Annotated in this window: 23 protein-coding genes; 14 read left to right on the forward strand and 9 right to left on the reverse strand. The window is 40.2% G+C overall.

The features are described from left to right. Positions 1 to 507 precede the first annotated feature (507 nt). Positions 508 to 4,038, reverse strand: a complete 3,531-nt coding sequence (locus tag HG267_RS02710; protein ID WP_045871802.1) for an AAA-like domain-containing protein — start codon at positions 4,036 to 4,038, stop codon at positions 508 to 510. A gap of 366 nt (positions 4,039 to 4,404) precedes the next feature. Then, positions 4,405 to 6,516, reverse strand: coding sequence for an AAA-like domain-containing protein (locus tag HG267_RS02715; protein WP_045871803.1), 2,112 nt, complete (start codon positions 6,514 to 6,516; stop codon positions 4,405 to 4,407). A 449-nt stretch (positions 6,517 to 6,965) separates the two neighbouring features. On the opposite strand from HG267_RS02715, the gene HG267_RS02720 reads away from it, so the two are divergent. The 6 genes from HG267_RS02720 (at position 6,966) to arsB (ending at position 12,455) form a co-directional block, all read left to right on the forward strand. Beyond that, on the forward strand, positions 6,966 to 7,109 hold the full coding sequence (locus HG267_RS02720; protein WP_155539398.1) for a hypothetical protein: 144 nt from the start codon (positions 6,966 to 6,968) through the stop codon (positions 7,107 to 7,109). Next, positions 7,109 to 7,432 carry an ArsR/SmtB family transcription factor gene (locus tag HG267_RS02725; RefSeq protein ID WP_045871804.1) on the forward strand — a complete coding sequence of 108 codons (324 nt, stop codon included), beginning with the start codon at positions 7,109 to 7,111 and terminating at the stop codon, positions 7,430 to 7,432. Before HG267_RS02720 ends, HG267_RS02725 begins: the two co-directional genes overlap by 1 nt. A gap of 183 nt (positions 7,433 to 7,615) precedes the next feature. Further along, the gene (locus tag HG267_RS02730; protein ID WP_045871805.1) at positions 7,616 to 8,677 is read left to right on the forward strand and encodes a PstS family phosphate ABC transporter substrate-binding protein; all 1,062 of its coding nucleotides are present in this window, start codon (positions 7,616 to 7,618) and stop codon (positions 8,675 to 8,677) included. Between the two features lie 143 nt (positions 8,678 to 8,820). After that, on the forward strand, positions 8,821 to 9,837 hold the full coding sequence (locus HG267_RS02735) for an ArsJ-associated glyceraldehyde-3-phosphate dehydrogenase (RefSeq protein ID WP_045871806.1): 1,017 nt from the start codon (positions 8,821 to 8,823) through the stop codon (positions 9,835 to 9,837). Between the two features lie 129 nt (positions 9,838 to 9,966). Then, positions 9,967 to 11,253 (forward strand): organoarsenical effux MFS transporter ArsJ, encoded by a 1,287-nt coding sequence (gene arsJ, locus HG267_RS02740; protein ID WP_045871807.1) that lies wholly within the window; start codon positions 9,967 to 9,969, stop codon positions 11,251 to 11,253. Positions 11,254 to 11,303: 50 nt separating this feature from the next. Next, positions 11,304 to 12,455: an ACR3 family arsenite efflux transporter gene (arsB, locus tag HG267_RS02745; RefSeq protein ID WP_045871808.1), complete on the forward strand. Its 1,152-nt coding sequence runs from the start codon at positions 11,304 to 11,306 to the stop codon at positions 12,453 to 12,455. A 265-nt stretch (positions 12,456 to 12,720) separates the two neighbouring features. Here arsB and HG267_RS02750 read toward each other — a convergent pair whose 3' ends face one another. Beyond that, positions 12,721 to 13,068: an ArsR/SmtB family transcription factor gene (locus HG267_RS02750; protein ID WP_045871809.1), complete on the reverse strand. Its 348-nt coding sequence runs from the start codon at positions 13,066 to 13,068 to the stop codon at positions 12,721 to 12,723. 100 nt (positions 13,069 to 13,168) lie between these two features. Between HG267_RS02750 and HG267_RS02755 the strand changes: the two genes are divergently transcribed. Then, positions 13,169 to 13,624, forward strand: a complete 456-nt coding sequence (locus HG267_RS02755) for an ArsI/CadI family heavy metal resistance metalloenzyme (RefSeq protein WP_045871810.1) — start codon at positions 13,169 to 13,171, stop codon at positions 13,622 to 13,624. Positions 13,625 to 13,884: 260 nt separating this feature from the next. Further along, positions 13,885 to 14,289 (forward strand): arsenate reductase, glutathione/glutaredoxin type, encoded by a 405-nt coding sequence (arsC, locus tag HG267_RS02760; protein ID WP_071989435.1) that lies wholly within the window; start codon positions 13,885 to 13,887, stop codon positions 14,287 to 14,289. Between the two features lie 42 nt (positions 14,290 to 14,331). On the opposite strand, the gene HG267_RS02765 is transcribed toward arsC, so the two are convergent. Further along, on the reverse strand, positions 14,332 to 15,354 hold the full coding sequence (locus tag HG267_RS02765) for a transposase (RefSeq protein ID WP_081583864.1): 1,023 nt from the start codon (positions 15,352 to 15,354) through the stop codon (positions 14,332 to 14,334). Between the two features lie 444 nt (positions 15,355 to 15,798). Here HG267_RS02765 and HG267_RS02770 point away from each other — a divergent pair, with 444 nt between their 5' ends. Continuing rightward, complete coding sequence (locus HG267_RS02770; RefSeq protein WP_045871812.1) at positions 15,799 to 16,026, forward strand: DUF167 domain-containing protein; 228 nt, start codon at positions 15,799 to 15,801, stop codon at positions 16,024 to 16,026. A gap of 146 nt (positions 16,027 to 16,172) precedes the next feature. On the opposite strand, the gene HG267_RS02775 is transcribed toward HG267_RS02770, so the two are convergent. Continuing rightward, positions 16,173 to 16,784, reverse strand: a complete 612-nt coding sequence (locus HG267_RS02775; RefSeq protein WP_045871813.1) for a glutathione S-transferase family protein — start codon at positions 16,782 to 16,784, stop codon at positions 16,173 to 16,175. 203 nt (positions 16,785 to 16,987) lie between these two features. On the opposite strand from HG267_RS02775, the gene HG267_RS02780 reads away from it, so the two are divergent. From HG267_RS02780 to HG267_RS02795, 4 genes are all read left to right on the forward strand, one after another. Continuing rightward, positions 16,988 to 17,671 (forward strand): SOS response-associated peptidase, encoded by a 684-nt coding sequence (locus tag HG267_RS02780; protein ID WP_045871814.1) that lies wholly within the window; start codon positions 16,988 to 16,990, stop codon positions 17,669 to 17,671. A gap of 219 nt (positions 17,672 to 17,890) precedes the next feature. Then, complete coding sequence (locus tag HG267_RS02785; protein ID WP_045871815.1) at positions 17,891 to 18,412, forward strand: photosystem I assembly protein Ycf3; 522 nt, start codon at positions 17,891 to 17,893, stop codon at positions 18,410 to 18,412. 92 nt (positions 18,413 to 18,504) lie between these two features. Then, on the forward strand, positions 18,505 to 18,795 hold the full coding sequence (gene gatC, locus HG267_RS02790; RefSeq protein ID WP_045871816.1) for an Asp-tRNA(Asn)/Glu-tRNA(Gln) amidotransferase subunit GatC: 291 nt from the start codon (positions 18,505 to 18,507) through the stop codon (positions 18,793 to 18,795). A 336-nt stretch (positions 18,796 to 19,131) separates the two neighbouring features. After that, positions 19,132 to 20,127 (forward strand): glutathione S-transferase family protein, encoded by a 996-nt coding sequence (locus HG267_RS02795; RefSeq protein WP_045871817.1) that lies wholly within the window; start codon positions 19,132 to 19,134, stop codon positions 20,125 to 20,127. Between the two features lie 82 nt (positions 20,128 to 20,209). Here HG267_RS02795 and HG267_RS02800 read toward each other — a convergent pair whose 3' ends face one another. Then, positions 20,210 to 20,599 (reverse strand): hypothetical protein, encoded by a 390-nt coding sequence (locus HG267_RS02800; RefSeq protein ID WP_045871818.1) that lies wholly within the window; start codon positions 20,597 to 20,599, stop codon positions 20,210 to 20,212. A gap of 111 nt (positions 20,600 to 20,710) precedes the next feature. Beyond that, on the reverse strand, positions 20,711 to 21,061 hold the full coding sequence (locus HG267_RS02805; protein WP_045871819.1) for a BON domain-containing protein: 351 nt from the start codon (positions 21,059 to 21,061) through the stop codon (positions 20,711 to 20,713). A 563-nt stretch (positions 21,062 to 21,624) separates the two neighbouring features. Between HG267_RS02805 and HG267_RS02810 the strand changes: the two genes are divergently transcribed. After that, on the forward strand, positions 21,625 to 22,335 hold the full coding sequence (locus HG267_RS02810) for a tetratricopeptide repeat protein (protein WP_045871820.1): 711 nt from the start codon (positions 21,625 to 21,627) through the stop codon (positions 22,333 to 22,335). A 286-nt stretch (positions 22,336 to 22,621) separates the two neighbouring features. On the opposite strand, the gene HG267_RS02815 is transcribed toward HG267_RS02810, so the two are convergent. Together HG267_RS02815 and HG267_RS02820 are read right to left on the reverse strand one after the other, a co-directional pair. Next, positions 22,622 to 23,407 (reverse strand): glycosyltransferase, encoded by a 786-nt coding sequence (locus HG267_RS02815; protein ID WP_210403109.1) that lies wholly within the window; start codon positions 23,405 to 23,407, stop codon positions 22,622 to 22,624. A 33-nt stretch (positions 23,408 to 23,440) separates the two neighbouring features. Then, positions 23,441 to 24,274, reverse strand: coding sequence for a glycosyltransferase family 2 protein (locus tag HG267_RS02820; RefSeq protein ID WP_052335275.1), 834 nt, complete (start codon positions 24,272 to 24,274; stop codon positions 23,441 to 23,443). Positions 24,275 to 24,301 lie beyond the last annotated feature (27 nt).

Raw genomic sequence — 24,301 nt, forward strand, 5'->3', positions numbered from 1 at the left:
GGGGCTGGGGGTGAGGGCGAAACCTTGCAACTAAGCGAGTTTCACGTTAAGTTGACACCACTGGGTCTCCCCCATACGTGTCAACTTAAGCTAAAAGCTATATAGGGCGGGCATTGTACAAATACCTCGTGCCCTCATCCCCTAACCCCTTCTCCCCCAGGAGAAGGAGAACTAAATCTCTTGCTCCCTTCTCCCTGCGGGAGAGGGGCTGGGGGTGAGGGCGAAACCTTGCAACTAAGCGAGTTTCACGTTAAGTTGACACCACTGAGTCTCCCCCATACGTGTCAACTTAAGCTAAAAGCTATATAGGGCGGGCATTGTACAAATACCTCGTGCCCTCATCCCCTAACCCCTTCTCCCCCAGGAGAAGGAGAACTAAATCTCTTGCTCCCTTCTCCCTGCGGGAGAGGGGCTGGGGGTGAGGGCAAAACCTTGCAACCAAGCGAGTTTCACGTTAAGTTGACACCAATGGGTCTCCCCGCCCCTACCGTGTTTCAATATTACACTTTAGATTTTGTTAGGGCTTTGACACATTTTCAGCCTCTCCCGTGCTTCGTCATGGGTGGCGAGGTAATCTTTGAGCCAGTCGCAACCCCGCCCTAGCAAGTCATCCAACCCGCCAACCCGCCACACACGGGCGGTATCGTCACGTGATGCAGTGACAATCCGCTGTCCATCGGCACTAAAGCTGGCACTGTTGACCCAGCCCTCATGCCCTTTGAGTTCGGCCAGCAGTTTGCCAGTGATATCCCACACACGGGCGGTTTTGTCAAATGATGCAGTGACAATCCGCTGTCCATCAGCACTAAAGCTGGCACTGTAGACCACGCCCTGATGCCCTTTGAGTTCGGCCAGCAGTTTGCCAGTGATATCCCACACACGGGCGGTTTTGTCAGATGATGCAGTGACAATCCGCTGTCCATCGGCACTAAAGCTAGCACTGTAGACCCAGCCCTCATGCCCTTTGAGTTCGGCCAGCAGTTTGCCGATGATATCCCACACACGGACGGTTTTGTCAGATGATGCAGTGACAATCCGCTGTCCATCGGCACTAAAGCTGGCACTGTAGACATAGCCCTGATGCCCTTGGAGTTCGGTCAGCAGTTTGCCGGTGATATCCCACACACGGGCGGTTTTGTCAGATGATGCAGTGACAATCCGCTGTCCATCGGCACTAAAGCTGGCACTGTTGACTACGTCCTGATGCCCTTTGAGTTCGGCCAGCAGTTTGCCAGTGATATCCCACACACGGGCGGTTTTGTCACGTGATGCAGTGACAATCCGCTGTCCATCGGCACTAAAGCTGGCACTGTAGACCACGCCCTGATGCCCTTTGAGTTCGGCCAGCAGTTTGCCAGTGATATCCCACACACGGGCGGTATCGTCACGTGATGCAGTGACAATCCGCTGTCCATCGGCACTAAAGCTGGCACTGTTGACTACGTCCTGATGCCCTTTGAGTTCGGCCAGCAGTTTGCCAGTGATATCCCACACACGGGCGGTTTTGTCATCTGATGCAGTGACAATCCGCTGTCCATCGGCACTAAAGCTGGCACTGTTGACCCAGCCCTCATGCCCTTTGAGTTCGGCCAGCAGTTTGCCAGTGATATCCCACACACGGGCGGTATCGTCACGTGATGCAGTGACAATCCGCTGTCCATCGGCACTAAAGCTGGCACTGTAGACCACGCCCTGATGCCCTTTGAGTTCGGCCAGCAGTTTGCCAGTGATATCCCACACACGGGCGGTTTTGTCCAATGATGCAGTGACAATCCGCTGTCCATCGGCACTAAAGCTGGCACTGTTGACTACGTCCTGATGCCCTTTGAGTTCGGCCAGCAGTTTGCCAGTGATATCCCACACACGGGCGGTTTTGTCATCTGATGCAGTGACAATCCGCTGTCCATTGGGGCTAAAGCTGGCACTGTTGACTACGTCCTGATGCCCTTTGAGTTCGGCCAGCAGTTTGCCAGTGATATCCCATACACGGGCGGTTTTGTCAGATGATGCAGTGACAATCCGCTGTCCATCGGCACTAAAGCTGGCACTGTTGACTACGTCCTGATGCCCTTTGAGTTCGGCCAGCAGTTTGCCAGTGATATCCCACACACGGGCGGTTTTGTCAGATGATGCAGTGACAATCCGCTGTCCATTGGGGCTAAAGCTGGCACTGTTGACCCAGCCCTCATGCCCTTTGAGTTCGGCCAGCAGTTTGCCAGTGATATCCCACACACGGGCGGTTTTGTCCAATGATGCGGTGACAATCTGCTGTCCATCGGCACTAAAGCTGGCACTTTTGACTGGGCTCTGATGCCCTTGGAGTAGATTCCGTTCCCAAATATTGTCCAAAATTGTTTGTAAAGCCAATATCGGCTTGTTAGCTGGATATTTTTCTAATGGCCGTCCATCTTTAACCAGTTCCTTCAAGCTTTGTCCAGTTTCCATCGCTGATACTAATGTTTCCAAGCGTTCAGATGGGAATTTGTCAAATCGTTCCAACTCAGTCACTCCTGCTTCTTGCAATTTGATGGTTTCCTGAGCTTCCTGCGCTTGTTGAGTTACATAACCTGCAAATACCCCAGCTATTAACGCCAAAATGATAAAAAATATCAAAATTGCACTGCCAATTTTAATTTGACGCTGGGCTTTTTTTCTGGCTTTTTCTAATATTTCATTTGCCTGTTTAATTTCCCATTTATCAAATTCTTGGCTGGCAGATAAAAACTCATAATCTTCATTACCCAAACTTTTACCAGATGCCCAAGCTAAAGCATCTTGCAAAACTTGCCCGCGTAACAGCCATGATTCATCTTTCTTCCCTGACTCAATCCAACCCCTCAACGCTTCCCCATAAGGGCGCAATTCCCGCAGGGCTGTTTCCACCCAATTAGCATGAAAAACTTCTCCATAAATGCGATTATAAACTCGCAATTTACCATTACGCCTCACCACCAAACCCGTTAACCGCAATTGGGTTTGCTCTAAACTATTATCATTAGCTAATTCTTGGTTTTGTAAAATTTGTTGATATAGCCCCAACAATCTCCCTGTCCGCTCTCCACTACCTCGTAAAATTCGGTCACGAATAGTTTTTAAATGCTCTGGTTCATCCTTGTGCTCCCAGTTAGAAATTACTAGGCTTTGCACCAAATTTTCTAACCAGTTGGCAATTTTATCTTCCTCAATTACATCATTATTATTCATCACTCCATTTTCTCCCTCCTCCTCACTTGCTGTTAGGAAGTTAGACGGTGAGGTAGAAGATATCAACCGACAAATCTTTTGCGTCATAAAAGGTTGTCCGCCTGTCCATTTCAATACCTCTCTTAACAACGCTTTGGGATTTGTAGTTTTCGTTGCTAAACCAAAAGCCAGGGGTTTTGTTTCCTGTAACTCAAAGCCAGTTAATTCTATTGCTCTACCAATATTAAAAGGAGTACGGCGTTTATCTTTAATTAAATCAGCCGGAGTTGCTACCCCAAATAAAACAAATGTCAATCTTTGATATTCTGGTTGCTGCGCGCGGAGGTTATAACATTCACGGATGACGGCAAAAAAATCATCAATTTCAAATGGCAGACTCAAAACACTGTCAATTTCATCCACAAAAATCACAATATTTTGAGAAACTAAGTTCAGCAAAACTGTGTCCAAAAACTTGCTGATTTTATTCACCGGAGACAGTAAATGATTACTCTCCCACCACTCATTTAAATTAAACCTTTCATACAACTTCAGGCTGTTAAGAATACTATCAATAATCCCTGCATACCATTGCTCTGGAGTCATATCCCCAGTTCCAATGGTTGTAATATCAATATCGGCACAAGCAAAACCCTCACCCTGTAAGCGTTGCATAGTTCTGACTCGCAAGCTCGACTTACCCATTTGTCGCGAGTTGAGAACATAACAAAATTCCCCAGCTTTGAGCGCTTCGTACAACTCAATATCTGCTTGTCGCTGCACATAAGTAGGAGCATTTGCTGGTAAACTCCCCCCTACTTGATATTGAAAAGATGGGTTTGGGGATGTATTCATTAAAATATTGTTGACGGTTGACGGTTGACGGTTGACGGTTGACGGTTGACTGGGGATGGGGTTTACGGTGTGATATTAGGGACTTCCAAGAAATAAATTATCCCTTTTGTGGGGTGGGCATCTTGCCCGCCCTCATTCTTGGACGGGCAAGATGCCCATCCCACAAGAGATTTTGGGATGTTTTTTTATTTGGAAGTCCCTTATGCTTGGCTGATCGCTTATCAAATGTCGTTGCGAGCGGAGCGTAGCAATCGCAGAAACCCAACAAAGCGCCGAAAATGTTGGGTTACCCTTCTCCTGCAAAGACGCTACGCGAACGGGATCTTGCTACGTTCCTCAACCCAACCTACGGATTAAAATCTCAAATTATTTACCCCGCAAACGCTCAGAAAAATATGAGCGATACAAATCACACAAAGGTATGACATCATTACCCTGCAACCTCACTAAACCCATACTGCGTAATTTAAACGCTAGAGCAGGTTCTAAACGCACAGGATTGGTATTAGCAATCACCTTTTTCATGGCAGTAACTAAATTGACATCCTCCTGCAAATTCAACAGATGGCGGCGCAGATGATCGCTGAACATCCCTTCTTCCGTTGGCGCAGTGCGTAATAATTGCGACATTGTAATTCTGCCACGGGCGATTTCATAAAGCGATCGCCTGACGAGGTAAGGATGTCCGCCAACCATTGTCATTAACTGTGTAATTTCTACTTCTGTCCAATTAAGTTGGTGTTTTTGTACCAATTCTTGTACTTGGGATTGATTAAATTCTGCTAAATCAATTGGCAATCCCACGTTAAAAGGTGATTGATTAATATTGAGGGGAATATAAACTTCCTTGGAATGAACAATCACTAATCGCAATTTTTGCCAAATATCATCATTCTTAGATTTTTCATGCCAAGCTCTTAACAAGGCAAAAAATTCTGTAGCCACTTGCGGATATTGGAAAACTTGATCAACTTCATCTAAACCCAACACCACAGGGCGATTAATACTAGATAACAGATATCTTTGAAAATAGTTGGTAGATTTATTTTTACTACCTAAAACCCCTTGCCAATATTCTGTTAGCTGATCTGGAAGTTGTAATTCTTCAGCAATGCTACCGCAAAACCACTGCAAAAATTTGTCCAAATTACTCAAGCTCTCAGCATCTGCCGATTGAAAATTTAAATATGCAGTTTGACAGCTATTTTGTTTTGCATGGTCAATAATCCGTGTGAGAAGTGATGTTTTACCCAACTGTCGCGGCGCTTTAATTCTAATTAATGACCCTGGTTGTAAAATTGCTTCATAACAGTCATTCTCAATCGGTGGGCGTTTGATATACAAAGCAGAATTCAAACTTACTTGCCCTTCCGGTTGCTCCAAAATTACCGGCTTATTACTAATAGTACTAGCATCGGTATTGATAATATTTGACTGCTGAGAATTATTATTTACAGTATTTCCTCCATCCCCACCCCAAAACTTGCCAATAAATTGAAAAATGCGTTGATGTAACGGAGCTTCAGCAGCCAATTTTGGCAATTCATCACCCGACTTAGGTGGAATTAAAATAGTTGTATCCACACCGCTATCAGGTATTGATGTTTGTGGCTGATAGATAGGAATTAACTGAGATAATGCTTGCAAGGCAACAGCAGCATTTTTGTAACGCTGACGGTAGTCATACCGCACCATTGTGTCTAAAATTCTGGCAAATTCTGAGTGAATATTAAAGTACTTACTCAATAAATCACAAGAAAGTTCATATGTGTTAGCTTTTCGCGGTAATATCCGAGAATCTAACCCAGTTAACGCCTCAAAAGCAATGATTCCCACTGCATAGATATCACTACTCAACTGGGGATAATGATTTTCTTGTTCCCAAGGCATATAACCAGGAGTGCCAGTTCTAACGGTAGGATTGGTGACAACTTCATCACCCCCATTAGTAGTTTGTAAAGTGCAGATTTCTTTCACAGCCCCAAAATCAATTAGGACTATTTTTCCATCTTTTTTTCGCCGCATTAAATTCTGCGGTTTAATATCTCGATGAATGACATTTTGTTGATGGACAAAAGCCAAAACTGTTAAGATATCATGTAACAGCTTAAAAACGAATTTTTCAGGTTTAGAAGAACTAGGACTGATTTCTTTAGTTAAATCATGTCCCTCAATAAATTCTTGAACTAAATAAAATTCCTGATTTTCCTGAAAGTGGGCAAAAAGTTGAGGAATTTGATTGTGTTCATTACCAAGCCGATATAAAGTTTGCGCCTCTTTCTCAAATCGCTCTTTGGCATAAGTCACAACCTCAATTCTCGGATCAGTTGGTTTAAGATGCTTGACAACACACGCAGGTTGTCCTGGTAAATCTAAATCATTAGCTAAATAAGTCTTACCAAATGCACCTCTCCCCAAGGAATCAATAATACTATAGCGATTCCGTAAGATTGTTCCAATTAAATTATCTTCACGCATATCACAGTTACTACCTTTTCAAACCCCAGCAATTCAACCGATATAAAACGCTTGAAAAATTCACAATTCTGATAAACCAGAGTTATTAAAGGTCATTTAGAGACTGTTTGAAAAGAATTTTTGGTAACACTTAACCCTCCCAAACCTAACCCTCCTACCCGAATTTCCTACAAATTAAGAGGGGGTTTTAAAGCTCTCAAAAAGCAGAGAGAGGAATGGAACTGAGGTTTTTAGTATACATTTTGACTTTTTAAACAACCACTTAGGGACTTTTAAATAAAAAATATCCGTGATAGGGAAAGGAACACCGAAAATTTTTTACTCTATAAAGTAATCTTACCGATGTTCTCGACAGAATAATTAATTTTTTGCTTTTTCCTAACAACAATAAAAACTGGCGCTATTCTGGATTTATTTGACCAAAATCTATCCTATAAGAAAAATAATCTATGATTTACGAATTGACATTACAGACTAAATATGTAGTGGTCGCAAAAACACATCTTTCGCAGTGGTTTGTCGATGCGATCGCACCTGAGCAATATTTTCTAGTTCACAATAAAGGTAGATTACCCTTAGCAAACTCTGATTGATGCCAACCTCCACTGCTACCACTCCCCATTTAATTGTTGCCGGCTTTCATGCTCTTTCCGACCCCTTAAGGATTAGCGTGTTGGAATTGCTGCGACAGCGAGAACTGTGCGTATGTGATTTATGCAATGCTTTGGAGGTAAGTCAATCAAAGCTTTCCTTTCACCTCAAAACCTTAAAGGAAGCTGGCTTAGTTAACTCACGCCAAGAAGGACGCTGGATTTATTACAGCTTGAATTTGCCACAATTTAACGTTTTAAACCAGTATTTGGCAGATTTTCAAAATCAGCGTTTAATTGTGCCTACCCGTTCTTGCTGCGATTAAAAAAATGTATCAGGCGTAATTTTGAATTCCGAATCGCTACGCACATAGCTTCGATAAGCCTAGCTAATACATCAATTTTTTTTGATGAATTTTTGTGTATAGTCTCCTAAGTGTGATTGACATATCAACTTTTTTTGAAATGATATAGACATACCTTCAATATCACCTCTATCGGTCATATCAATGAACGCAGCAGCACAGCAATTAGCGATCGCGTTTGGGATGTTAGCGTTGGTATCCAGTTGCGCCACCACATCCAATTCTTCAACGCAGACTCAGGAGTCGCAAAAGGTCACAGAAGTTGCGGATTCTACACAAGTCACAGCGATCAAGATAGATGGTTCTAGTACTGTATATCCCATTACCCAGGCGATCACTAAAGAATTTCAAACCACCAAACAACAGAACAAATCAGATGTAATAGTTAACTTCTCCGGTACTACTGGGGGATTTGAAAAATTCTGTGCAGGAGAAACAGATATTAACAACGCTTCTCGACCGATTTTGAAGTCAGAGATGGAAGCCTGTAACAAAAACGGTATTAGGTACTTTGAGTTACCCATTGCCTTTGATGCGCTAACTATCGCCGTTCATCCGCAAAACAATTGGGCAACAGACATTACCGTTGCAGAATTGAAAAAGATTTGGGAACCTGCGGCTGAAGGTAAAATCACCCGATGGAACCAAGTGCGTGCATCCTGGCCTAATCGCCCTTTGAATTTATATGGTGCAGGTAAAAAATCTGGTACTTTTGATTACTTTACAGAAGCAACTGTTGGTAAAGTCAGAGCTAGCCGTAACGATTACACAGCTAGCGAAGACGATAATGTTTTAGTAGAAAATATTAGTAAAGACCCTAATGCTTTAGGTTACTTTGGCTACTCTTATTACGAAGAAAACCAAAGTAAATTAAAAGCTGTAGCAGTTAACAACGGTAAAGGCGCGATACTCCCATCACGGCAAACAGTAGAAAAAGCCCAATATCAGCCGTTATCCCGACCTTTGTTTATCTACGCCAGCTTTGAGTCTTCCCAAAAGAAACCAGCCCTCAGAGAGTTTTTAGATTTCTACCTCAAAAATGCACCGAAAACAGCAATTGCGTTAGGTTACGTACCTTTACCAGATGAAGCTTACAACCTCGATTATGTTCACTTCAACAAAGGCAAAGTAGGTACGGTATTTGAAGGTGAAGCAGAATTAAACCTGACAATTGGCGAATTACTGCGGAAACAAGCAAAATTCTAAGTTTTTTAGCTGATTTACAACATTAAAAACTCTGCAAGCTGACTCTGCGTTGAAAGCAGCTAAGAAGTGGTGGGAGCGATCGCAAAAACTCTCAATGATTAACCTGCAAGTTTTGTAGAAATTTAAATATTGGTAAGAACATAATGACAGTTCGTGTTGCTATTAACGGATTTGGTAGGATGGGACGGCTAGCTCTGCGAGCAGCTTGGGGTTGGACAGAACTAGAATTTGTCCATATTAACGAAATCAAAGGTGGAGCAGAAGCCGCTGCTCACTTACTCAAGTTTGATTCTGTTCATGGACGTTGGATACCAGAAGTAGAAGCAAAAGGCGATCGCGTTCTGATTGATGGTACACCCCTGAGCTTTAGCGAGTATTCCCAGCCCGGTGAAGTTCCTTGGGAAGAATTAGGTATTGATTTAGTGCTGGAATGCTCCGGCAAATTTAGAACTCCTGCAACCCTGCACCCATATTTCAAGCGGGGAGTGCAAAAGGTAATTGTGGCTGCTCCCGTAAAAGAAGAGGCCCTGAATATTGTCATGGGAGTTAACGATCACCTCTATCAGCCCGATCAACATCATCTATTAACAGCAGCCTCTTGCACAACCAATTGTTTAGCTCCCGTTGTCAAGGTAATTCATGAAGGTTTGGGTATTCAACATGGAGTAATTACCACCATCCATGACAATACCAATACTCAAACTATCGTCGATGCACCTCATAAAGACTTACGTCGCGCCCGTGCTACCAGCTTATCGTTAATTCCCACATCAACAGGATCAGCAACAGCGATCGGGCTAATTTATCCCGAACTCAACGGTAAACTCAATGGTTTAGCCGTGCGAGTCCCACTGCTCAACGCTTCTTTGACAGACTGTGTCTTTGAAGTCGTCCGTCCCACCACAGTTGCAGAGATTAACAGCTTACTCAAAGCGGCTTCCGAACAAGCACCACTAAAAGGAATTCTGGGTTATGAAGAACGTCCTTTAGTATCCATAGACTACAAAGACGATCCTCGCTCCTCAATTATTGATGCCCTCTCCACAATGGTTGTAGACGAAACCCAAGTCAAAATACTTGCCTGGTATGACAACGAATGGGGCTACGCCAACCGCATGGTTGAACTCGCTCGTAAGGTGGCTTTGAGTTTGCACAATTAGTCATTTGTCATTTGTCATTTGTCATTTGTCATTTGTCATTTGGTAATTGGTGTTTGTTCCCCTTTTACCCCTTGTCCCCTTGTCTACCTCATCTCCCTCATCTCCCTCTCCTCCCCATTCCCCCATCTCATGGCTTCCACTACAGCTTCTAGCGCTAATTTCAAAAACTATATTTTAGTTACACTCGCCTACTGGGGCTTCACCCTTACAGATGGAGCCTTAAGAATGCTGGTGTTGCTTTATTTCAACAACATTGGCTATACCCCAATACAAATCGCGTTCCTGTTTCTGTTCTACGAAGTCTTTGGAGTTGTTACCAATTTCTTAGGTGGTTGGATTGGCTCGCAGCTAGGGCTAAAAGTAACGCTTTATACTGGTATTGGGCTACAGATTTTCTCTCTGGCTATGCTTTCATGGCTGAATCCAGATTGGGTACAGTGGCTTGCAGTCCTCTATGTAATGGTGGCTCAGGCATTTTCTGGGATTGCCAAAGACTTAACAAAGATGAGTTCTAAGAGTGCGATTCGGTTGGTAGTACCCCAAGATGCTCAATCATCTTTGTTCAAGTGGGTAGCGGTGCTGACTGGTTCCAAAAATGCCCTGAAAGGAGTTGGTTTCTTTGTTGGTAGCGCACTTTTAGCTTCGGTTGGCTTCGTTAATTCCCTCTGGATTATGGCAGGGGCGTTGTCTTTGATTATGTTCACTGGGCTAATGCTGCCTAAAGGTATGGGCAAAATCAAGAAGAAAGTTAAATTTAGCCAACTCTTTTCTAAAAGCCAAGAAATCAATATTCTCTCTGCTGCTCGATTCTTTCTGTTTGGTTCTCGCGATGTCTGGTTTGTAGTAGGTTTGCCAGTATTTTTACGTACTGTTCTTGGCTGGTCGTTCTATCAGGTTGGTGGCTTTTTGGCTTGTTGGGTAATTGGCTACGGTGTGATTCAATCCTTAGCACCAACACTGATCCAGCGATTTGGTTCTGGTCGTCCACCACAAGCTAAAACCATTCAGTTCTGGACATTTACCTTAACCGCCGTACCATCTGCGATCGCTCTTTCTCTGCAATTAGGTATACCCGCAAATATTGCGATCGTTGGCGGATTGCTAATTTTTGGGGTAGTATTTGCCTTTAATTCAGCAGTTCACTCTTACCTCGTTTTGGCATTTACTGACGATGACAAAGTAGCGCTGAATGTTGGCTTCTACTATATGGCTAACTCTGGCGGTCGATTGGTAGGAACTGTATTGTCTGGTTTGGTATATCAGCTTTTCGGTTTAGTTGGCTGTCTGTGGACATCGATGTTTTTTGTACTTGCAGCTGCAGTAGTTTCACTGAAATTACCCAATCCCCAACCAAGCAAAGCGATTCCCTTCGGGACGGCAAAGCCGAACGCCTGGAAAGCCGGAGACGGAGATTAAAAAACTTTCTGGGGATAGGAACAACGTGCTATTAATTCAGGTTTACATTCATGAGTACACATTCGCAAGCTAACAAAGCCTCCATACAAGCAGGTAGTAATCTCAGTTTTTTTGAAAGATACCTAACTATTTGGGTATTTTTATGCATTTTTATAGGCATAGCATTAGGAAGATTATTTCCCAAAGTAGCAGTCATACTGGATGCAATCAGTGTTTATCAAGTATCAATTCCGATTGCAATTTGTCTATTTTTCATGATGTATCCCATCATGGTAAAAATTGATTTTTCTCAAGCTGCTCATGCTATTCGCGCTCCTAAACCTGTAATTCTCACATTGGTTGTGAACTGGTTAATTAAACCATTTACGATGGTAGTATTTGCTCAGTTCTTTCTAGGATGGCTATTTCGTCCTTTAATTACAGGTAGCGAATTAATTCATGGTAGTGAAGTCACACTCACAAATTCTTACATTGCTGGGACAATTTTATTAGGTATTGCTCCTTGTACAGCAATGGTATTGCTGTGGGGATATCTTTCTTATGGTAATCAAGGTCACACCTTGGTAATGGTAGCAGTTAATTCTCTGACAATGCTATTTTTATATGCACCTTTAGGCAGGTGGTTACTAGCAGCAAATGATTTAGCTGTTCCCTGGCAAACAATAGTTTTATCGGTGCTAATTTATGTCGGCTTGCCATTAGTAGCAGGAATGTATAGCCGTTACTGGATTTTGAAACATAAAGGTAGAGATTGGTTTGAGAGAAAATTTTTAAAATATCTCAGTCCCATTGCCATTACAGCATTGTTAATTACTTTAGTTTTGCTATTTGCATTTAAAGGAGAATTAATAGTTAATAATCCCTTACACATCTTGTTAATTGCCGTACCGCTATTTATCCAGACTAATTTCATTTTCTTCATTAGTTATGTCATAGCCTTAAAACTCAATTTATCTTATGAAGATGCTGCACCCGCAGCATTAATAGGAGCCAGCAATCATTTTGAAGTTGCGATCGCCACAGCTGTAATGTTGTTTGGTTTAAATTCTGGTGCAGCACTAGCTACAGTGGTAGGTGTTTTAATCGAAGTTCCAGTTATGTTGATGCTAGTGGAATTTTGTAAACGAACAGCAGCTTGGTTTCCACGAGAACCAGAAAAAGCAACATTGCGAGATCCCCGTTGTCTGAGTTCTTTCCATTAATTTTAATGGCATTGCTGAATTATGGGATGAAATTTAACAGCTTACAATTTAAAACTCCTTATTCTCTCTGCGGCTCTGCGTCTCTGCGTGAGATAAATCATCCCCCATTTATGCAACGCCATTTTAATCTTCAGGTAACAGAATTATCAAAATGGGTACAACAATGTTGCACCCTAAAAATTATCTCAATTTGAGGTGAGCTTTAAATCAACTACTCAAATTGAATTACGCATTACGAATTAGTAATTACCAATTTTTAATAGTCTCATGAATTTTGCTGAGGTAACGCTAAAGCATTTCGCAAAGCTTCAATCCGTTCCGGGACTAGCCGATAGTAAATCCAAGTACCGCGTCTTTCTTTAGCGATTAACCCTGCTTCATACATCACCTTCAGATGATGACTGACTGTAGGCTGTGATAAACCCAAAGGTTCTGTTAATTCACACACACAGGCTTCACCTTTTGGTTGATTGGCGATGAGACTCAGCAATTGTAACCGGGATGGATCTCCCAATACTCGAAAGATAGCTGCTGTTTGAGCCGCTACATCAGGCTTAAGGAAGCCTGATAAGACTGATTGACAGCATGTAGACAGTTGTTGATGAAAGTTCATATTTATATATTGACAGCTATCAATATATACGGCAATATATTGATAAGCGTAAATATTGATATATGTCAATATAATGTAAATCCAATAAGGGGTTAAATTTATGTCAGTTCTGAAAACTCATGTGGCTTTGAATGTTACCAATATTGAGAAGTCAGTAGCATTTTACCGAGCAATGTTTGGCGTAGAACCTATGAAATATAAGGCTGACTACGCTAAATTTGATATTCCCAACCCTGCTTTAAACCTGACATTGAACCTAACTGATAGTGTGCAATCAGGCGGTGCATTATCTCATTTAGGTGTACAGGTAGAAAGTACACAAGAAGTAGAAGCTTCTATTAAACGATTTACAGATGCTGGATTAGCGTTATTTACCGAAGAAAATACTAACTGTTGCTATGCTTTACAAGATAAAGTATGGGTGACTGATCCTGATGGTAATCGCTGGGAAGTATTTGTAGTGAAGGTAGCAGATACAGCACCAGAAGAGAATATTGCAGCTAATGCTAATTCTGAAGAATTAGCACCAGTTTTGAAAAAACCTTGTTGTGCTTAAAGAAGCTGTCATAAAGCATAGATAAGTAACCACGCAAAATTAATTACAGTCATTGCGAGCGCAGCGTAAAGCCTTCGGCATAGCTTCGCTTAACGCGTAGCGTCTCGAAGAGAAGCAATCTCAACCCTTGCGATTGCTTCATTCCGCTCCGCTCCATTCGCAATGACATTGTGTAATTAATTTTGTTTAACTACTTAAGAAGTTTAGAGCAGTCATTCATGCTGCTCTAAATTTGTTCATCAACAATAACCAGAAGTATCATGAAACGAGTCATGTTTATTTGCAAGCATAATTCCCGTCGTTCCCAAATGGCGGAAGGTTTTGCAAACACTTTCGCAGAAGGTAAGATTGTTGCTTCAAGTTCAGGTTTAGCCGCTAGCGAGGTAGATCCCGTTGCAGTGGAAGTAATGTCAGAAATTGGAATTGATATCAGCCATCAAACTTCTCAACCTTTAAGCGACTTTAATTCCCAAGATTATGATGCGGTCATTTCCTTATGTGGTTGTGGTGTAAACTTACCGCAAGAGTGGGTATTACGCGAAGTCTTTGAAGATTGGCATCTTGACGATCCCGAAGGCGAATCAATTGCTACCTTTCGTCGCGTTCGCGATGAAGTCAAGCAAAGAGTCGTGAATTTAATTGAGACTCTTTGTGCAAAAGTATAATTATAGGACTTACGCATTGACAAAAAATATTATTGATGTGTACTAGGCAGCACAAGTATTGGTGAGATTGTCCACAATATAATCACGCACAACTAAAGTAAACAAGTTTCTTTGTAATTCATACCAATTAGAAATGATGTTTTCAGACCGCATTAGCTCTAAACGAACAAATGCTTGAAGTGAGCAAAATATGTGTGTTTTAATTGCATGGCTATCTCTAACCCTTACGGGTTCGCCAGTTGCTTCAAGTCGGGAGACCCGCCCAACGCACTGGCTCACCATAAATCGACAAATTCCACATACTTGTTTTATTGCTCTGTGAAAACTTTCTATTCCCCAATGAGTATCATGAATTGTCACAAATTCACTGCGAGTTATTTGCTGAAGAGCTTCAGCATCTGGTAGATACAATATATAATGTCTAGAGTCTTCTTTTTTGAAGACTTTCCTAAACAATTTGATAAATCCAAATTCTCTCAGATGAGTTACCAACCCTTCATCAGGAATCTCTAAACCACTTACTTGGCAATACTTTCCTGGTTCATTAGAGACAGTTCTATTTTTCTCAACCCCAAATAGAAAACCCAATTTCTGGTTTCTTAAAAATTTTAAGTTTTCTACTCCTGAGTACCAACTATCTCCTGTTACTAGCCTTGGTTTTACACCCCAATCAATTACTTCAATTAGCATCTCTTGGAAATAATCGTTCTTCGTTTTCCCCTCCTTTTTATCGTATATTCTGTAATTTATTGGTACTGAGCTTCCATGTATGTCGCTGTAATACAGCGTAATTAAATTTATCCCTTTGATACTTTTATGATATTTACCTGACCAAAAATAACCGATTAATTCTGCATATTTTGGATTACTGTACAGTTTTTCTATGACTGTGTCGTCTACACTTAAAATCCCTCCTGTCAAGTTAATAATAGTCTTTACCGTACTGAACAAATCATAGGGAGCGTATCTCTCCCTCAACAAAAAACGGTTCACACTATCATGTGAAACATTCCCCAATATTTCTGCTAACCTACTGCATCCTCCATGCTTCGGTTCCGATAACAAAAATAGAGTGTAATGTTCCAGATTGCATTGTGCTGTTGAGAGTTTACTGATTTCTCTGATTGTCCGATACCTATTTGTAGACAACACTTTTTTCTTAACGCATTATTTTATCATTCTGTCAATGCGTTAGTCCTAAATTATTAGTTTCAGACTAGCTTGAAAAAGGGCATAGGGCATAGGGCATGGGGCATGGGGCATAGAAAAGACAGCTTTTTATGTCTTGTTATAACAAAACCTGGCGTGAATGGCTTACTTGCAAGACTAAATTTTTAGGGTGTGTTACGACGCTGCTTATGCATATTTTTCACTCAGCAAAGACATTATTGACTGTAACGCACCTGGCTTTATTTTAAAATTAATCTATCAACAAAGTTCTAATTACTCATACATTAATTCCTGACAAGCTTGTTAAAATTAGGCGACACCTAATAAAGAAGATAGGCAATGCAAAAAAAAGTTAAAGTTAAACCTAATTCCAAACAACAAAAAATTGAAGAACAAGCTGACGGTAGTTTGAATGTACATTTAAAATCTCCACCAGTAGATGGTAAAGCGAATGAAGAGTTAATTAAACTACTAGCTGAAAAATTTAATGTACCAAAATCTTATATCAGAATTAAATCTGGTGCTACTTCTCGGCAAAAGTTTGTAGAAATTGACACTGAAACTTAGTATTGAATGCCATGCATGAAAGTCTCAAGTTTTTTTATTTAGCACTCAGCACTCAGTACTCAGCACTTTCAAATCAGTGGTCAGTTAACAGCGATTAATTGAAAGTTAACCTCTGTTAACTGATAACTGGTAAGAAAATCATACTGTCATTCTTGGTGAATGGTTATATATCCAGGCTGAGATTTGACAAGTTCTATCCAAGCTTGGATAGCAGGAAATTGTGTTAAATCAAAACCGCCTTCATCAGCTACATGGGTGTAAGCAAACAAAGCAATATCAGCAATAGTATAGCGATCGCCCACAAAAAAGCTGCGATCGCTTAGATGATTTTCCATCACCTTCAAGGCAGCGTAACCCTTTTCCAGCATAGATTTCATCGTTTCTTGGTGTGCTTCCGGCTTGCCTAAAATAGAGATTAAAAATCTGGATGTGGCAATAAAAGGTTCATGGCTATTTTGTTCAAAAAATAGCCATTGTAGTACCTGAGCGTGCAGAAACCTATCATAAGGTAGAAATTCTGTGCCTTCACTTAAATACAGCAAGATAGCATTTGATTCTGCTAAATATTTCCCAGGTTCAATCTCCAAAAGGGGAATTTTACCGTTAGGATTTTTACTCAAAAATTCGGGTGTTCGAGTCTCGCCTTTAGTGATGTTGAGTTCAATTCTCTCAAATGGCATACCGATTTGCGTCAAGAGAAGACGAATCTTATAGCCATTACCTGAAGGTAAAAAATCGTACAGCCGCAATGTTTCCATGCCAAAAATATAATAGGGAATATGAGCGAAAGAAGGGGGGGTTTAAAATACAATATCTTACCAAATGATTTTCAAAAAACCGGATATTTTTTTATTTATATTCAGCATCAGAGTGAAAATAGAATTATCTGAAGAAATAAAAAAATATCGATGATTGCTCGGATTTATACGTCTAATTTTAATCTGCGATCGCCAATAAAACTATGTGTGGAAGATTTACTTTAAAGCAAACAGCCGCAGCATTAGCTCAAGCTTTTGAGTTGGAAACAGTGCCCGATTTAGCAGCGCAATATAACATTGCACCTACGCAAATGATAGCAACGGTACTACATAAACCCGAAAGCGATCGGCGCGAATTTCAGCAGTTACGTTGGGGGTTAATCCCCTCATGGTCAAAAGATCCCAGCATAGGGGCCAAACTCATCAATGCTAGGGCAGAAACTGTTGCCGAAAAACCCTCTTTTCGTTCAGCGTTTAAGCGTCGGCGCTGTTTAGTGCTAGCGGATGGCTTCTTTGAATGGCAAAAAAAACAAAACAAAAAACAGCCATTTTATTTTCGTCTTCAAAATGAAAAACCCTTTGCTTTTGCTGGATTGTGGGAGAAATGGCAATCGGCTTCAGGAGAAGAAATAGCCTCTTGTACCATTTTGACCACAGCAGCGAATGAATTACTCGAACCCATCCACGACCGGATGCCCGTGATTCTGGCTCCTGAAGATTACAATCAGTGGTTAGATCCCCAACTGGAAAGCCCTGAAGTCCTAGAACCGCTATTACGTCCTTATCCAGCCGCGTCAATGACTAGCTACCCAGTTAGCACCTTAGTCAATAAACCTCAGCACAACAGTCCAGACTGTGTTCTGCCAATCAACGACAACAATACCTGACAATTTTAGTTAAATTAGTTATTAACTATACGGATGGCAAAATCACCACGTGGACATAATTCGCGGCTCCCCCCTTTCATCTGGTTGGCTTTAGAGGGAAAATAAGGGTGTTCGCCTATGCCCACAAGACGTAGAGAATTATTATCGCGTCTCAACAACGGCTAAACAAACTCTCCGGGCATTGTTCACGCCAATAGCTGCAATCTCACAGAGGCAAATATGCCAAGAACCCAAAAAAACGATAACTTTATTGACAAATCCTTTACAGTCATGGCAGATATCATTCTCAAGATACTGCCAACTAACAAAAAAGCTAAAGAAGCGTTTGTTTATTATCGAGATGGCATGTCGGCCCAAGCAGAAGGCGAATATGCTGAAGCCTTAGAATACTATGAAGAGGCACTCACATTAGAGGAAGATACCAACGATCGCGGCTATATCCTCTACAATATGGGCTTAATCTATGCCAGCAACGGCGACCATGACAAAGCTTTAGAATTGTACCATCAGGCAATTGAGTTAAACCCACGCCTCCCCCAAGCCTTAAACAACATCGCCGTAATTTATCATTACCAAGGCGAAAAAGCCAAAGAAGCTGGGGATAATGATGGTGGTGAAGCTTTGTTTGACCAAGCGGCAGACTATTGGATTCGCGCCATTCGCATGGCTCCCAATAACTATATTGAAGCTCAGAACTGGCTGAAAACCACTGGGCGATCGCAAATTGACGTATTCTTTTAGCCCAGAGTCAAGAGTCGATAGTTTTGACTCTTGACTCTTGACTCTTGACTCTTGACTCTTGACTGTTGACTCTTGAAACCTTTGACACAATAATGATTGATCGTGAATTAGTCCATAAAGTAGCCCTGCTTGCTCGTTTAGAATTAACCTCCCAAGAGGAGGAGCAATTCACCACGCAACTAGGAAGTATTCTAGATTACATAGAGCAGTTAAGTGAACTCGATGTCAGTAATGTACCCCCTACAACCAGGGCTATTGATGTCAGCAATGTGACAAGAGAGGATGAATTAAAACCCTATCCTGACCGAGAAGCCATCCTCAGCTGTGCGCCAGAACAAGAAGGAGAATTTTTTAAAGTACCAAAAATTCTGAATGCTGAGTAGTCATTAGTTATTTAGTCATTAGTCATTTGCTAATGACTGGTACTCAATTAACATATTTGATTCTTGAAGTTCGCGTAGGATGCGTTAGCGATCGCGTAACGCATCAGTACCAAAGCTGAAATTTTTTCAGAAGTAAAATCGGATTCCTATAATTAGAAAAAGTCTATAAGAAGCGTAAGAAAGTGCATTCAGGTTGTGCATTAGGTTGCGTAATAGAATTTTGCTTCAAAACCCTTAATTTCATTTAACTTTTATTTAATAAATAAGTTTTAATTTTATTTGAGATTTCTGCCAAAGCCTGAATCGAAAATCCAAAATTGTTATCAGGAGATGCTTATGGGTTTGGGAATCCTCAAAGATGGTAAGTGGGTGTCAGAACGGGATCAGGAAGATTCTCAAGGGAAATTTATCCGGCCATCAACCACTTTTCGCAATAAAATTACAGCCGATGGTTCTAGTGGATTTAAAGCTGAACCAGGGCGATATCATTTATATATTTCTTGGGCTTGTCCTTGGGCTTGTCGCACTGCAATTCTCCGTCAGTTAAAAGGATTAACAGATGTAATTGGTTTATCGGTATTTGCTGCAGAAATTGCTCAAAATAGCTGGGAATTTAATGATGAGCCGGGAGCAATTCCCGATACAGTGAATAACGCTAACTATCTATGGCAAATTTATCTACAAGCCGATCCCAACTACAGCGGTAGAGTAACTGTCCCAGTTTTATGGGATATCAAAGAAAAGACCATCGTCAATAATGAATCTCGCGAAATCATTCGGATGTTTGATACAGAATTCAATGATTTTGCCAAAGCAGATTTTGACTTTTATCCGCAAGATTTGCAAAAGGTAATTGACGAAACCATTGATAAAATTTATCAACCCATCAATAATGGTGTTTACAGGGCGGGATTTGCCACTACTCAATCAGCTTATGATGAAGCGGTAACAGAATTATTTGCAGCACTCGATTACTGGGAACAAGTATTAGACAAACAACGCTATCTCTGCGGCGATAGAATTACCGAAGCTGACTGGTGTATGTTTACTACCCTATTTCGCTTTGATGCTGTTTATTATGTGCATTTCAAATGCAACTTACGGCGAATTGTGGAATATCCTAATCTGTGGAATTATCTCAAAGAACTCTACCAAGTACCGGGAGTTAAAGAAACTTGTAATTTAGACCACATTAAACGCCATTATTATCGGAGTCATCCCAAGGTTAACCCGACACGCATTGTACCCAAAGGGCCGTTGATTGATTTTGATACACCACACAACCGCGATGCCTGCGGCGGTTCGCTTCGCGACCATCGCATCCCTGTGTGATCTGCTTTTTGGTGAGGGCGATCGCTCAAAAAACTCAGCCCGCAAAGGCGGGCTAAATTACTAAATCATCTTAGCAAGCTACCTATTTAGGCGCAGAAAAACCTGCTTTTTCTGCTGTTGCTGTATCTTTAAAGCAGATATCAGGTTTAACTTTCGCATAATCAGGCGCTTTTGCAATGTGGTAAATATTGCCACGCTTTTTGGTAATCTTCCCTTTAATTGGTGCATTACTAGGACAAGCCGTTTCCCCTTCAGGCTTGACACCTAGCTTTTGTGCTTCTGCGGGAATTACAGTTTGATTTGCAGATGTTGCAGTAGCACTCTTCGCCGTAGGTTTCGTTTGAGAAACAGCAGTAGGATTTTCAGTATTGCTAGCAGATTCTCCCGATTTTTGACCACAACTTGCTAGCATTAAAACAGTTAATAAAGTTAGCCCAATCCCAAATTGACGAGCCGAGATTTGAGTTTTCATTGACAGTCTGCTCCTCATAAAGATAGCTAATTAATTTTAGATTTTAAATTTTAAATTGTTTAATCCTTACAATCCAAAATTTAAAACCTAAAATTTGCAAAACAAACAATACTAACCAACTCCTACTTCATCAGTCACAACATCGGTAGCACCACTAACTCCACCAGCAATCTCTACCAATTGACTTAAAATGTCTTGATCTGGTACTTTTCCTTTTAAAACTACCGTACTGCCTAACTGAGCAACATAAATTGTATTAATGTCATCAAAGCGAGAATCTTCATCAAACGCTAGCGCAACTCTTTTTGCTAAACCACTTTGATCATATTCCCCATTTAGTCCCACTCGCTCAAGCGGAATGCTTTCGCCTTCAGAAGAGTTCTCAGCCACTAAAGTTGGCTCAGGGTTCACTTGAGCATCTTCTGGTTTTTCCATACCAAAGAGTCTTTGTAACCAACCCATAACTGTATTATCTCCTTGCAAAATGTCGGATTTACACAAGTATTTTCACTTGTTTGATATCTAGATTATTATAAGTAATCTTATGTACAAAAATGTTGAAAAAATAATATAGAATTTAAAAGATACCCTGTACAACATTAGATGAACTAAGTAAACAATAGTTAAATTTATAGTTTTTTCTATTATAATCAAGTACAAATTTATCAGCGTTTATATGCGTTTATTGTCTTCCATGTGCGGTTAATTTTTTATTGCTGTACCTCCCCAATAAGGGAAGCGATATAAACTATTTTGTGTAGTATATAAATTTCCTCATTTCTTCCTTAAACGAAGATGTTACAGCTTCAGCCACCTCAAACGCTGATGTTCATGTGGCTTTTAACCCTCAAGTACCAGTTAATCCACTGAGAATCCTCTCAAATGTGTTAGTTTCCCTTGATCCTTGACCTTACCAGGAACATTTAACACCACATTGGCGACAAATAATTGAGGTGCGTTTGTAGATTTGTTAACGCACCTGAATTTATTATAGGGATCAGAACACTCTTGAGGGATTGAGGACAATGACGCTGAACAACCAACTTAAAACAGTATGTGTTCAACCTCTTAGTTACTTAACACTAAGCATGATCACGACAATGATTAGCGCGCCATCAGTGTTAGCGGTAACATTGCAAAATTCTTTTCATTCCCCAGAACAGTCTGCTGAAAGATTAACTCCACAGCGCAACGTCAACATTACAGAGCCAAAAATCGCACAATTACAGCAAGACTCACTTCTTCAAGAGCGATCGCAGTTTATTCAACAAGCAAATGCTCAATACAGTCAAGGTGATTTTAAAGGAGCAGAGGAAAGTTTACGTAAATTTCTCAAAAGATTCCCCGAAGATGCATTTGGTCATTATCAACTGGGAAATGTACTATTTCGACAAAATAGGTTAGAGGAAGCAATCACCTCTTACCAAGAAGCCATCCGCCTCAAACCCAAATATGCCCTAGCTTATAATGCGATCGGTATTGTTTACGCTAGCCAAAGCCGCTGGGATGAAGCTATGAGCGAATATCGCAAAGCTTTGGAAATTAATTCTGATTATGCCGATGCATTAACGAATTTAGCACTAGCATTATGGCAAACAAATAAACGAGATGAAGCTTTAACTTCTCTCAAAAAAGCTATAAATATTTTCAAATCGCAAAATAGAAAGGAAAAAGCTTCCCAAGTTGAACAAATTTTGCAAAAAATCCAAAATTCCGATAACCCTGGTGTGTCTTAAAGACAATACTACTATAATATCCTCGTTGAGAATTTTCGGCTCTTCATTACATACTATGCTAAATCACGTTCACAATTATCATGCAACCCTTGCCAAACAATAATAATGGGCATTATTTAATAACATTTTAGGCATTTGGCAAGTGTTTGAGTTCTTAAGCTATATTTTTCAGCCAAGCTTTGAGGTTTAACTAATAATTTGGCGTAACAGGTACGTAAGAACCGAATTTTCTAACTATTTGAGTTCAGAATAAGCATCAACTAAAACACTTGCTTTAAGAGGTGTTCTAGAAAATTTTCCATCCATGTTTGTTGAAAAAATAAATAGCTGACAGAATATTAATTATTGCGAGATGAATTGACTTATATGAGCCTCTAGCCCAATGGTGAAAAATATGTACATGAGGATAAAATACTGTTTTATATTTTTCAGCCATTCTTAAAGTTATATCTGCATCCTCAAGATACATAAATATATTTTCGTCAAAGTATCCAATTTCATCTAGATACTTTCTACGAAAAAGCATAAAGCACCCAGATAAATACAAAACATCTGCCACCTTATCGTAGCCCATGTCCCGCATTTCATACCAGTCCAAATAAGCTTTTACCAGGAAGTGTAATGATTGAGGAATAAAACGTCTAGCAAACAATGCAAAAAATCTTGGATAACGCTTACAAAGATATTGGATTTCACCATTAGGAAACAATATTTTGGGTTGAATTAGACCAACTTCCTGATGATTTTCTAAATAATTTATCAGTTCTGGTATAACATTTTTGTCAAAATATATGTCTGGATTAAGCACAAGATGGTAGTCAGCCATTCTACATTTAGAAAGCGCTAAATTATGTGCTTTACCAAAGCCAATATTATTGGCATCATTATAATGATAATCAACTTGCTCTATATTCGTAAATAATGTTTTTAAATTAGGCTCAGGTGAATTATCAATCACACACAATTTTATATCTAAAGGTGTGTTGATAGTAGACATTATCACACGGTTAACCATGCCACTATCATTTTTATACAGAACTAGTGATGCACTAATACTTATTGCTGCTTCCATTGATTAACTCTATTTACTATAGTCGATTTTATATTAATTCTTATGAGAATATAAAATATATTTCATATAAGAGTGAAGTTTCGGTGAAATTAATAAAATCATAAATTTGATTAATGATTTACTTATCAAGAAAATCATTTCCGCCAAGTTGATTCTATTATTTCTCCAAAGTTTCCAAAAGTTATTAATATCTCCTAATCTCATTTTCACAATATTACTACTCAAACTTTTAGGTTGTTTATAAACATAAGTTAATTGTTTATCCAATAAATAAATAATTTGCTGATCGAGACAAATTTGCATCCATAAAAAATAATCTTCGCAGTATCTTTGCTTATTATCAAATCGATAATGAATATTTCTCTTAATCATTATTGATGAAGTTTCAAAAGGATTAGACTTTAATATTTGTTTTTTTGTCACTACTCTGGCTTTAACGTCTTGATTTAAGAGTATAGGCTCTAGATTATATTTATTGGAATTTGAAAGAGATCCAGGCGGTGCGTGTCCAGAAACTAATACATGAGGATTATTACACATCCATAAATACTGAAATGCTATTTTTTCTGGATGCCAAGCATTATCAGCATCCAGAAAAGCAATATAATCTTGAGTAGCTAAATCCCAACCAATATTACGAGCTTTAGAAGGGCCATAATTTAACTTTAAATCTACAATTTTTATCCAATTTTCTTCATATTCAGCTTGTAATTTTTGTAGAATTTTCCAAGTATCATCTTTACTTCCATCATTGACAAGTATGACCTCTGATGGTCTAAGAGTTTGTTGAACTATAGACTTAACGGCTCTATCAATGGTATGAGCACAAAAGTAACATGGTATCACAACACTAACAGATGTTTTCATAATCTTACTTTTCGATATTCATGCTTA

The sequence above is a fragment of the Tolypothrix sp. PCC 7601 genome (assembly GCF_025677855.1).
In the GTDB taxonomy this organism is placed as follows: domain Bacteria; phylum Cyanobacteriota; class Cyanobacteriia; order Cyanobacteriales; family Nostocaceae; genus Aulosira; species Aulosira diplosiphon.

What these genes read in the sequence shown, in the direction of transcription:
- HG267_RS02710 (WP_045871802.1), bottom strand. Translation starts at nt 4,038, where the DNA reads ATGAATACATCCCCAAACCCATCTTTTCAATATCAAGTAGGGGGGAGT.
- HG267_RS02715 (WP_045871803.1), bottom strand. Translation starts at nt 6,516, where the DNA reads ATGCGTGAAGATAATTTAATTGGAACAATCTTACGGAATCGCTATAGT.
- HG267_RS02720 (WP_155539398.1), top strand. Translation starts at nt 6,966, where the DNA reads ATGATTTACGAATTGACATTACAGACTAAATATGTAGTGGTCGCAAAA.
- HG267_RS02725 (WP_045871804.1), top strand. Translation starts at nt 7,109, where the DNA reads ATGCCAACCTCCACTGCTACCACTCCCCATTTAATTGTTGCCGGCTTT.
- HG267_RS02730 (WP_045871805.1), top strand. Translation starts at nt 7,616, where the DNA reads ATGAACGCAGCAGCACAGCAATTAGCGATCGCGTTTGGGATGTTAGCG.
- HG267_RS02735 (WP_045871806.1), top strand. Translation starts at nt 8,821, where the DNA reads ATGACAGTTCGTGTTGCTATTAACGGATTTGGTAGGATGGGACGGCTA.
- arsJ (WP_045871807.1), top strand. Translation starts at nt 9,967, where the DNA reads ATGGCTTCCACTACAGCTTCTAGCGCTAATTTCAAAAACTATATTTTA.
- arsB (WP_045871808.1), top strand. Translation starts at nt 11,304, where the DNA reads ATGAGTACACATTCGCAAGCTAACAAAGCCTCCATACAAGCAGGTAGT.
- HG267_RS02750 (WP_045871809.1), bottom strand. Translation starts at nt 13,068, where the DNA reads ATGAACTTTCATCAACAACTGTCTACATGCTGTCAATCAGTCTTATCA.
- HG267_RS02755 (WP_045871810.1), top strand. Translation starts at nt 13,169, where the DNA reads ATGTCAGTTCTGAAAACTCATGTGGCTTTGAATGTTACCAATATTGAG.
- arsC (WP_071989435.1), top strand. Translation starts at nt 13,885, where the DNA reads ATGAAACGAGTCATGTTTATTTGCAAGCATAATTCCCGTCGTTCCCAA.
- HG267_RS02770 (WP_045871812.1), top strand. Translation starts at nt 15,799, where the DNA reads ATGCAAAAAAAAGTTAAAGTTAAACCTAATTCCAAACAACAAAAAATT.
- HG267_RS02775 (WP_045871813.1), bottom strand. Translation starts at nt 16,784, where the DNA reads ATGGAAACATTGCGGCTGTACGATTTTTTACCTTCAGGTAATGGCTAT.
- HG267_RS02780 (WP_045871814.1), top strand. Translation starts at nt 16,988, where the DNA reads ATGTGTGGAAGATTTACTTTAAAGCAAACAGCCGCAGCATTAGCTCAA.
- HG267_RS02785 (WP_045871815.1), top strand. Translation starts at nt 17,891, where the DNA reads ATGCCAAGAACCCAAAAAAACGATAACTTTATTGACAAATCCTTTACA.
- gatC (WP_045871816.1), top strand. Translation starts at nt 18,505, where the DNA reads ATGATTGATCGTGAATTAGTCCATAAAGTAGCCCTGCTTGCTCGTTTA.
- HG267_RS02795 (WP_045871817.1), top strand. Translation starts at nt 19,132, where the DNA reads ATGGGTTTGGGAATCCTCAAAGATGGTAAGTGGGTGTCAGAACGGGAT.
- HG267_RS02800 (WP_045871818.1), bottom strand. Translation starts at nt 20,599, where the DNA reads ATGAAAACTCAAATCTCGGCTCGTCAATTTGGGATTGGGCTAACTTTA.
- HG267_RS02805 (WP_045871819.1), bottom strand. Translation starts at nt 21,061, where the DNA reads ATGGGTTGGTTACAAAGACTCTTTGGTATGGAAAAACCAGAAGATGCT.
- HG267_RS02810 (WP_045871820.1), top strand. Translation starts at nt 21,625, where the DNA reads ATGACGCTGAACAACCAACTTAAAACAGTATGTGTTCAACCTCTTAGT.
- HG267_RS02815 (WP_210403109.1), bottom strand. Translation starts at nt 23,407, where the DNA reads ATGGAAGCAGCAATAAGTATTAGTGCATCACTAGTTCTGTATAAAAAT.
- HG267_RS02820 (WP_052335275.1), bottom strand. Translation starts at nt 24,274, where the DNA reads ATGAAAACATCTGTTAGTGTTGTGATACCATGTTACTTTTGTGCTCAT.